The 8,027-nt window shown below is 62.4% G+C and carries 9 protein-coding genes and 1 pseudogene; 6 read left to right on the top strand and 4 right to left on the bottom strand.

Annotation, left to right across the window (positions count from 1 at the left end; genetic code table 11):
- Positions 1-355 (top strand): annotated as a pseudogene (locus tag WBF82_RS18510) (cation diffusion facilitator family transporter); the annotation flags it as partial.
- 1 nt (position 356) lies between these two features.
- The gene (locus WBF82_RS18505; protein ID WP_424384411.1) at positions 357-1,076 is read left to right on the top strand and encodes a contact-dependent growth inhibition system immunity protein; all 720 of its coding nucleotides are present in this window, start codon (positions 357-359) and stop codon (positions 1,074-1,076) included.
- A 15-nt stretch (positions 1,077-1,091) separates the two neighbouring features.
- Here the strand turns inward: WBF82_RS18505 and WBF82_RS18500 are convergent, their stop codons facing one another.
- On the bottom strand, positions 1,092-1,667 hold the full coding sequence (locus WBF82_RS18500) for a TetR/AcrR family transcriptional regulator (RefSeq protein ID WP_424384410.1): 576 nt from the start codon (positions 1,665-1,667) through the stop codon (positions 1,092-1,094).
- A gap of 133 nt (positions 1,668-1,800) precedes the next feature.
- On the opposite strand from WBF82_RS18500, the gene WBF82_RS18495 reads away from it, so the two are divergent.
- Positions 1,801-2,724, top strand: coding sequence for an NmrA family NAD(P)-binding protein (locus WBF82_RS18495; RefSeq protein WP_424384409.1), 924 nt, complete (start codon positions 1,801-1,803; stop codon positions 2,722-2,724).
- Between the two features lie 7 nt (positions 2,725-2,731).
- Here WBF82_RS18495 and WBF82_RS18490 read toward each other — a convergent pair whose 3' ends face one another.
- The gene (locus WBF82_RS18490; protein WP_424384408.1) at positions 2,732-3,250 is read right to left on the bottom strand and encodes a phenolic acid decarboxylase; all 519 of its coding nucleotides are present in this window, start codon (positions 3,248-3,250) and stop codon (positions 2,732-2,734) included.
- A 101-nt stretch (positions 3,251-3,351) separates the two neighbouring features.
- Here WBF82_RS18490 and WBF82_RS18485 point away from each other — a divergent pair, with 101 nt between their 5' ends.
- A complete protein-coding gene (locus tag WBF82_RS18485; RefSeq protein WP_424384407.1) occupies positions 3,352-4,020 on the top strand; it encodes a response regulator transcription factor in 669 nt (222 codons plus the stop codon).
- Here WBF82_RS18485 and WBF82_RS18480 read toward each other — a convergent pair.
- Positions 4,002-5,375, bottom strand: a complete 1,374-nt coding sequence (locus WBF82_RS18480) for an ATP-binding protein (RefSeq protein WP_424384406.1) — start codon at positions 5,373-5,375, stop codon at positions 4,002-4,004. The genes WBF82_RS18485 and WBF82_RS18480 overlap by 19 nt on opposite strands.
- Positions 5,376-5,649: 274 nt before the next feature.
- Between WBF82_RS18480 and trhA the strand changes: the two genes are divergently transcribed.
- Together trhA and eno are read left to right on the top strand one after the other, a co-directional pair.
- Positions 5,650-6,390: a PAQR family membrane homeostasis protein TrhA gene (trhA, locus tag WBF82_RS18475; RefSeq protein ID WP_424384405.1), complete on the top strand. Its 741-nt coding sequence runs from the start codon at positions 5,650-5,652 to the stop codon at positions 6,388-6,390.
- 73 nt (positions 6,391-6,463) lie between these two features.
- Positions 6,464-7,744, top strand: a complete 1,281-nt coding sequence (eno, locus tag WBF82_RS18470; protein WP_424384404.1) for a phosphopyruvate hydratase — start codon at positions 6,464-6,466, stop codon at positions 7,742-7,744.
- Between the two features lie 7 nt (positions 7,745-7,751).
- Here the strand turns inward: eno and WBF82_RS18465 are convergent.
- Positions 7,752-8,027 (bottom strand): CbiQ family ECF transporter T component (locus WBF82_RS18465; protein WP_424384403.1); only part of this gene is annotated, 276 nt, incomplete at its 5' end.

Raw genomic sequence — 8,027 nt, 5'->3', positions numbered from 1 at the left:
CGGTGTCGCACTCGGCTGGGCCTGGGCCGATGCGATCGCGGGCATCGTGGTTACCGGATTCATCTGCCACGTCGGCTGGGAGGTGTCCGCTGATATCGCCCACCGGCTGCTCGACGGCGTCGACCCGGAGATCGTCACGACCGCCGAAACCACCGCCACGGCGGTGCCCGGTGTGCAGCACTCGCACGCTCGAGCCCGCTGGACGGGGCGGACCCTGCGTGTCGAACTGGAAGGTTTCTTAAACCCCACCACTCCCCTCGCTGCGGCTGATCAAATCGGTCGCAGTGTCGCGGCCGCCCTGGTGCCGCAGATTCCTAACATGCACAGCTTCACCTGGACCGCGCGCGCCGCGTGAGATGACAGCCGACGATGAAGCGCAGATCGGAGATCTGCTGAGGGTGTTCGCATTGGCAACGGATCGGGCAGTACCGCGCGAGATGGCGGCGCTGATGTGCGCGGATGAAGCCGAATCCTTTTTGGACAACGTTGCGAATCCGGACGCAGACGAACCCGTCGATACAGACAGCGACCCCGTCGGGGTCCTCGGCGTACGGGTTTTCGGCGACATCGCGTTGGCCCGATTTACCCGCCCTTACTTCGGCGGCAAAGACCAAACGCTCGTGTGCCGGCGCGAGGGCGGTCGTTGGACGGTCTGTGCCGACGCCGAGGACGAACTGTCATTGGAGCAGCTGGACGACGACGTTCGGGTCGCGTCCGAGGACGCCACGGCCGTGATTCGGCGTGTGCACGCATTGCGTCGCCAACCCATTGGCTCCCTCACCACAGCGGACATCCGTATTCTGTTGTCACACAATGAAGGACTGAGCCATCTGTTGCCGCGGGCCGCGGTGCAGCTCCAATGGGATCCGCTGTTGCAAGGCGATCTGGGCCCCGGGGATCTGCTGGTGGCCGTGCTCGGCATCGATGAAGAATATTGGTCGAAGGATCCGGTATCACTAACGCGGATCCGGTTGGCCATCGACAAGCTGGGCGAGATCCGCGACGACAACGTTCACGATGTGCCAGCTGACGAGGTATGGGACCGCGCAGCAGCCTTCGTGGCCGATCATCCGTAAGGGTGCTCGTGGGTTTCACCTCGACGGCGCGCGCTTCCTGACGGCCGAGTCGATAAGCACTTCTGCAGCAGATCGTGCATGAATCAGCGGGGCGGTGTCGTTGAGCGAGGTGGCCAGTGACGTGGCTCCCTCGAAGAGCACTGCCAGCTGATGGCCCAACTGATAGGGGTCTTTCGCTCCGGCGTCGGTGGCCGCGTCGCTGAGACGAGTAATGAATTGCAGCTTGTGTTCGTGAACCACCTCGTGCACGCCGGGCATGTCATCGGCCGCTTCGACCGCCGCGTTGTGAAAGGGGCAGCCGCGGAAACGGGTGGTCGGCGGGCTGTCGAAGATCGCTAACAGGCGGTTGCGCGGGCTTGCACCGGGAGCGTCGAGGGCTTTTTCGTTGGGCATCCCCCCGTTCTCGTGGATACCGCGCAGGTACTCCTCCACCAGCTGCGCCTTGCTCGGGAAGTGCTGATACATCGTGCGCTTTGACACCCCCGCCTGTTGTGCGATGCGCTCGACGCCGGTCGCATGAATGCCTTCGCGGTAGAAAAGCGATCTGGCCGCGGACAGGATTCGTGCTGGTGCGCTGAGGCTGCTGTCCATAGTGTTGGAGTATACCGACCAGTTTTGTGCCGATTAATGTTCAGGTTTTACAGCTACTCCTGGAATACCGATCGGTTTCCGGTGGTTGGCCCAGAGGTCAGCTCGGACATCTGCGACTGGGGGAGGCAACACCATGACCACCAAGGACGACTTATTCCTGATCACCGGCGCTACCGGCAAAACCGGTGCACACACCGTCCGCTTGCTGCGGGAACGTGGCCTTAACGTCCGGGCACTGGTGCGAACTCTGGATGGTCGCGCCGAGCGGCTAGCTGAACAGGGTGCCGAAGTCGTCCAGGGCGATCTGTTGGACTTCCCTTCGGTTAGTGCGGCGACTGTCGGGGTGACCGCGGCCTACTTCAATTACCCGATCGCCCCTGGGTTGATCGAGGCCACGGCCAACTTCGCACAGGCTGCCAGTGAGGCCGGTGTGCATGCGGTCGTCAACATGTCGCAGATCTCGGCGCGACGCGAAGCCAAAAGCAATGCCGCCAGGCAACATTGGATCGCCGAACGGCTGTTGGATCGCACCGCGCTGGTGACGACGCATTTGCGCCCGACGTTCTTCATGGAATGGCTGAACGGCTTCTGGGTGCGCGACGGCGATGAAGGCATCTACCGGCTGCCGCTGGCAGATGTCCGCCACGCCCCGATCGCCGCGGCGGATCAAGCCAAAGTCATTGCGGCAATTCTGCAAACCCCCGATCCGCATGACCGTCAGAGCTATCCGCTGTTCGGTGCCGAAGAACTCGACTGGTATTCCATCGCCGCGAAAATCGGCAACACTTTGGGCATTCCGGTCCGCTACGAGCCGATCGAGATCTCGACATTCGCCGCGGGGCTGACGGCCGCTGGCGGGTCCGCGCATTTCGTGCAGCACCTGCGCAATGTGACGCAGGATTACCGCGACGGCGTCTTCTCCGGGCTCAACAATCTCGTCGAGGTGATCGGCGGGTCGAAACCAATGACTGTCGAAGAGCACGTCGCCGCCACCCGCGCGACGTTCGACACCGACGGGCCCTTCGGCATCACCGACGCAAGACTAGCCGCCGCGTAACACCCCGCTAGGCGGTCCGGTTGGACCAGCCCGGGGGAAGCTCTTGCGGAGCTTTGTCGATAACCGACTCATCGTCGGTACCGACGTATTCGAACAGCGTGATGTGGGCAAACTCGGGGACTTGGTAGATGGGGTAGGTGGGTCCTTGGTCACGGTAGGCCCGCATCTGATCGAGGTGCTCGTTTTGAAAGCAAACGGTGTGCTCACCATGGATGCGGATCCACTGGGGGAAGAAGATCACCCCGTGGATGAGGCGTCTGGCCGGCAGGATGTTGACGGCCACACAGGTGCCGGTGGGTTCGGTCCAGGACACTTTGAAGCTGTCTTCGTCGAGTTGGACCAGGTCGACCTGCTGGCCCTTGACCCAGCGGCCTCCTACGTGGCCTGAGTGGATACGGTAGTCGATTGTACTGGGGTTTTTGACATACATTTCGTATTGCCAGCCGTTAGCGTAAGTATAGATAAAGCGATGCCCCACGATTCCTGAAAGGTCTTGTGGCGGAATCGGATTCGCTACGCTGGTCACTACTGGCCCTCCTGCTGAATAACGGCATCCCTGAAGCGGTCCCGCCTCCGTTGGCCTTCGGCCTTTCGCGCAGCGAGCCGCTCGAAGTAGCGTACCGATATATGAGGGTCCTGCTGGTCGAGGACGAACCGCGGTTGTCGGCGACATTGTCCAAGGGGTTGAAGGCCGAGGGCTTCGTCGTTGTGTCTGTAGGCACAGGCACCGAGGGCCTGCGCGAGGCGATCGACAACAGCTTCGACGTTGTGGTTCTGGACATCATGCTCCCGGGCCTTAGTGGATACGAGGTCCTGCGCCGAATGCGGACGCAGGACGTGTGGACGCCGGTGCTCATGCTGACTGCAAAGGACGGCGAGTATGACCAGACCGATGCGTTCGATCTCGGAGCGGATGACTATCTGACGAAACCGTTTTCGTTCAGAGTGCTGGTGGCGCGCCTGCACGCGTTGGTGCGTCGCGGTGCGCCAGAGCGGCCGGTGGTATTGACCGCTGGTTCGTTGTCACTGGATCCTGCTAGGCACACAGTCCAACGTGGTTCGACCCCAATCACTCTGACCCCCCGCGAATATGGGCTGCTCGAGTTTCTGATGCGCAACAAAGACGTGGTGGTGACGAAAGCCGAGATATTGCGCAATGTGTGGGATGCGCACTACCAGGGCCCTGACAACGTTGTTGAGGTCTATGTGGGATATGTCCGCCGCAAGATCGACGCTCCCTTCGGTACCAACACCATTGAGACAATCCGAGGCGTCGGCTACCGATTGGTTTGTTGAGGCAACGTGACGTTTATGGTTGTTCCGCCGCCGTTGCGGTCGTCAATATTGACCGTGCCACCGTGCGCGGCCACGACCTCGGCGACGATCGCCAAGCCCAGGCCGGTGCCTCCGCCGCTGCGCGCGCGGTCTGAGTCTAGGCGCACGAACCGTTCGAAGACCCGGGCTCGGTCGGCTGCGGCGATGCCTGGCCCGTCATCACTGACGGTGAGTATGACGTTGCCGTCTCGGCTGCCAACCTCGATGTCGACACGCGATTTCGCGTGTCGGACAGCGTTATCCACGAGATTGCGAATCACCCGCGAGATCGCCACCCGGTCGCCGATCAAACGCGCCGCGGAGATTTCGGTGTGGATCGTGCAGCCGTCGCGTCGCAAACGAGCAGCCTCCACCTCGGCGAGTTCGTCGACCGCCACCTGCTCTTTGCGCAGCACCAGACTTTGTTCATCGGCGCGGGCCAACAAGAGCAGATCCTCGATCAGCACCCGCATGCGGTGCGCCTCGGGCAGCAGGGTGTCAACTGTCAATTCCGCATCAAGCAGTTCTGGATGGGCCTCGGCGACTTCCAAACCGGAGATTATCGTGGCCAGCGGGCTGCGCAGTTCGTGAGACGCGTCGCCGAGGAACCGCTGCTGCGCTTGGTGGCCGGCTTCCAGGCGCGCCAGCATTTTGTTCATGGTGACTGCCAGGGCTGAAATTTCGTCGCGACTGGTGGGCACGGGTACCCGCTCGGCCAAGTCGGAGGTTGAGATTTCAGCCACCCTGCTTCGGATAGCGTCCACCGATCGCAGTGACCGGCGAACAAGCCGGTAACTGGCAGCTGCCGCGACCGCGATGATGATCGGCGCGCCCGCTGCCAACAGCAGCGCGGCGATCCGCGCAGTCTCCTCGACCGCCTCGCTACCTCCGCCGACGAGCACTGTGTACTCACCGGATGCAGTGTTGACCCGCTGACCGCTCACCCGCATGTTTTCGTTGGGCACCGCATCATCTGACATGCCGCGACGCAAGTTCAAGGTGAACTCCGTGACGGGTATTAGAGGTGTGGCAGGCGCAGTCCCCGACCGCTTCACCACGTTGCCATCAGGGGCTATCAATTGGATCGCGACCACGTGCTGATTGGTGGAAAGAAGCGTGCTGTCGAGATCGTCCGGCGATTCCGAATGCAGGGCGTCAACTATGGTGCGAACTCTGCCCGCGCTGGCGTCATCGACGCCCACCAACAACGACCGATACAAGATCAGGTCAAAGACCACGCCCGCGAAGGTAAGTGCGACCAGGACGACCACCGCTGTGATCGCCGCTGAGCGAGCGGCGATACCCAAGCTGGGCAAGCGCCCGGTAAACACCCACATAGTCTGATTCTGCAGGGCTGAGAGCCAGCTGGGAACAACGAAGATCGCTCCCGTCGGCGCAGGTCACACAGCTCGATGCCGTTCTCAGCGACTTCTCAACGACCCCCTCATACCCTGGCGCTGCCATGGATGAAAGCCCAGTTCACAGCATTGCGAAAACGGTTCCGTAACAGGTTGGTTCCATAACGCATTACGGAGCGACACGTCGATAACCCGGATTGCTTGGTGCAGAGACACTTAACGACGATCCGGATCGCGAGCAAGGGAGAAAAAAATGGTGACCTACCATCTCGACGCGGCCGGCCGGTCCATCGCAGACGTACCGACCGATGACGTCGACAACACCGGCCGTTTCGCCGAGTCCGAGGTCGGTGTCCTTGGCAAGCCACGGTTGCGCGGATGGATCCATCTTTATTGCGCCTTCGCGGCCCTCATCGCCGGCCCAGCATTGGTAGCGGTGTCGTGGGCGGTGGAGTCGAAGCAAGCGGGTCATGCGACGCTGGTCTACACGCTGGCGATCGTGACGATGTTTGCCGTTAGCGCGACCTATCACCGGGTCGATTGGGGTTCCGTTTCCGCCAGGAGCTGGATGAGACGGCTGGACCACTCGATGATCTTTGTCCTCATCGCCGGCACCTATACGCCGTTCGCCCTGCTGGACATGCCACGTTCCACTGGGCAGGTGGTGCTAGCGATTGTGTGGGGCGGGGCGCTGGCCGGAATCGCGTTGACGTTGTTCTGGCCCGACGCGCCGCGCTGGCTGGGCGTGGCGCTTTATCTGCTGCTGGGTTGGGTAGCGGTTTGGTACGCGGGGGTAATCCTGCACAACGCTGGTGTGGCCGCGGGGGTGCTGCTCGCGGTCGGCGGCGCCCTATACAGCCTCGGCGCGGTGTTTTACGCAGTGCGCTGGCCTGACCCGTGGCCGACGACATTTGGCTATCACGAGATTTTTCACGCATGTACGGCGGTCGCAGCGATCTGCCAGTTCGTCGCGGTCTGCATCGCAGTCTTCTGAGACAAACACTTTCTCAGCGGCTTCTCAGTCGTCCCCTCGTAAGCTGGCAATCGCTTGTTGTGGGAGTTCGTCGATGAAAATCGCATCCGTGGTCGCCCGCCAACTGCTGGACTGCAAGGCACGTCCATTGGTTGAGGTTGAAATCACCACTGACACAGGCCATGTCGGCCGTGGCGCGTCACCGACCGGCACGTCAGTCGGCGCGCACGAGGCGTTCGTACTGCGTGATGGAGACCCGTCCGAATACCACGGGCTGAGCGTGCACCGCGCGGTCTCGGCTGTGGCCGACGAAATCGCTCCGGTTCTTGTGGGCGCCGAACTCGACGACCCCCGGTCTCTGGACCGAGTCATGATCGAACTCGACGGCACACCGGACAAGCACCGGCTAGGCGGAAACGCCATCTACTCCACCTCAATCGCGCTGCTGCGCACGGCGTCCGCGGCGGCGGGCCTTCCCACATACACCTATCTCGGTGGACTGCTAGGACTACCAACGCCGACCACCGTGCCCGCGCCCAGCTTCAACATGATCAACGGTGGTCGCTACGGCGATATCTATCAGACGTTCAGCGAGTTCCTCGTCGTGCCTTATCGCGCCGAATCGATCGAGTCGGCGGTCGAACAGGGTGTGAGCCTGTTCGGCGTGCTGGGCGAGGTGCTGACCCGACGGCTTGGCCGCGCGCCGCTGATCGCATCCTCGTACGGGTATGTCGCTCCATCCAGCGATCCGCGCGTGGTCATGGACGTGCTTGCCGAGGCTGTCGAGCAAGCCGGTTGTGCCGACATCATGGCGTTTGCCATCGACTGCGCCTCGAGCGAGGTATACGACAACAGCACGCAAACCTACGCATTCAACGGCGGGCGGGTGACTGCCGAGGCTCTGATCGATTACGCGCGAACGTTGTCGGAGGACTTCCCGATGGTGTTCATCGAGGATCTGCTCGACGGGGATGACTGGGACGGGTTCAGCAAAGCGGTGCAGGCCATCGACCGCTCAATCATCCTCGGCGACGATCTGATCGTCACCAACCGAAACCGCCTGGAGCGGGCCGTCACGACGTCGGCCGTCGATGGCTTCATCCTCAAGCCCAACCAGATCGGAACCATCGCCGAAGCGCTTGACTGCTTCGAATTCGCCTCGCAGAACGCAATTCTGGCGATCCCGTCGGGCCGGTCGGGTGGTGTCATCGACGATGTCGTGATGGACCTGGCGGTCGGGCTAGGGGCACCATTTCAGAAGAACGGTGCGCCGCGATCGGGCGAGCGCATCGAGAAGCTCAACTTCCTGCTGCGCGCGGCCGAACGCATTCCCAACTGCGCGCTCGCAGACGTGCCGGCACTGGTGCGGTTCTAAGAGCCGGCTACAGCAGTGCAGCCGCCACGGCGCAAGCACATACTGCTGACACGATCGAAAGCACCACCCAGTCAGCCCGTTTCGGCCGCGACGGGGCCGCCGAGATCTGACCGGTGCCGCCGCGGGCGGTGATCGCATCGCCCATCTCGTCGGCCCGTCGCAGTGTGACGGTGATGACCGCGACGATCAGGTCGATCACGTCTGCCGCCATTCGCTTGGCACGAGCACCGAGGGTGGGCGGCTTCTCTTTGGGCCGCAATCGACGAGCGGCGTAGAGCACCCG

Origin of the sequence: Mycobacterium sp., from assembly GCF_049673265.1 — a bacterium.
In the GTDB taxonomy this organism is placed as follows: domain Bacteria; phylum Actinomycetota; class Actinomycetes; order Mycobacteriales; family Mycobacteriaceae; genus Mycobacterium.
Note: the sequence above shows the minus strand (reverse complement) of the source record. Positions and strands in the feature narration are given on the sequence as shown.

Bases quoted from the DNA above. Each gene is read 5' to 3' on its own strand.
- WBF82_RS18505 (WP_424384411.1), top strand. From the start codon at position 357: ATGACAGCCGACGATGAAGCGCAGATCGGAGATCTGCTGAGGGTGTTC.
- WBF82_RS18500 (WP_424384410.1), bottom strand. From the start codon at position 1,667: ATGGACAGCAGCCTCAGCGCACCAGCACGAATCCTGTCCGCGGCCAGA.
- WBF82_RS18495 (WP_424384409.1), top strand. From the start codon at position 1,801: ATGACCACCAAGGACGACTTATTCCTGATCACCGGCGCTACCGGCAAA.
- WBF82_RS18485 (WP_424384407.1), top strand. From the start codon at position 3,352: ATGAGGGTCCTGCTGGTCGAGGACGAACCGCGGTTGTCGGCGACATTG.
- WBF82_RS18480 (WP_424384406.1), bottom strand. From the start codon at position 5,375: ATGTGGGTGTTTACCGGGCGCTTGCCCAGCTTGGGTATCGCCGCTCGC.
- trhA (WP_424384405.1), top strand. From the start codon at position 5,650: ATGGTGACCTACCATCTCGACGCGGCCGGCCGGTCCATCGCAGACGTA.
- eno (WP_424384404.1), top strand. From the start codon at position 6,464: ATGAAAATCGCATCCGTGGTCGCCCGCCAACTGCTGGACTGCAAGGCA.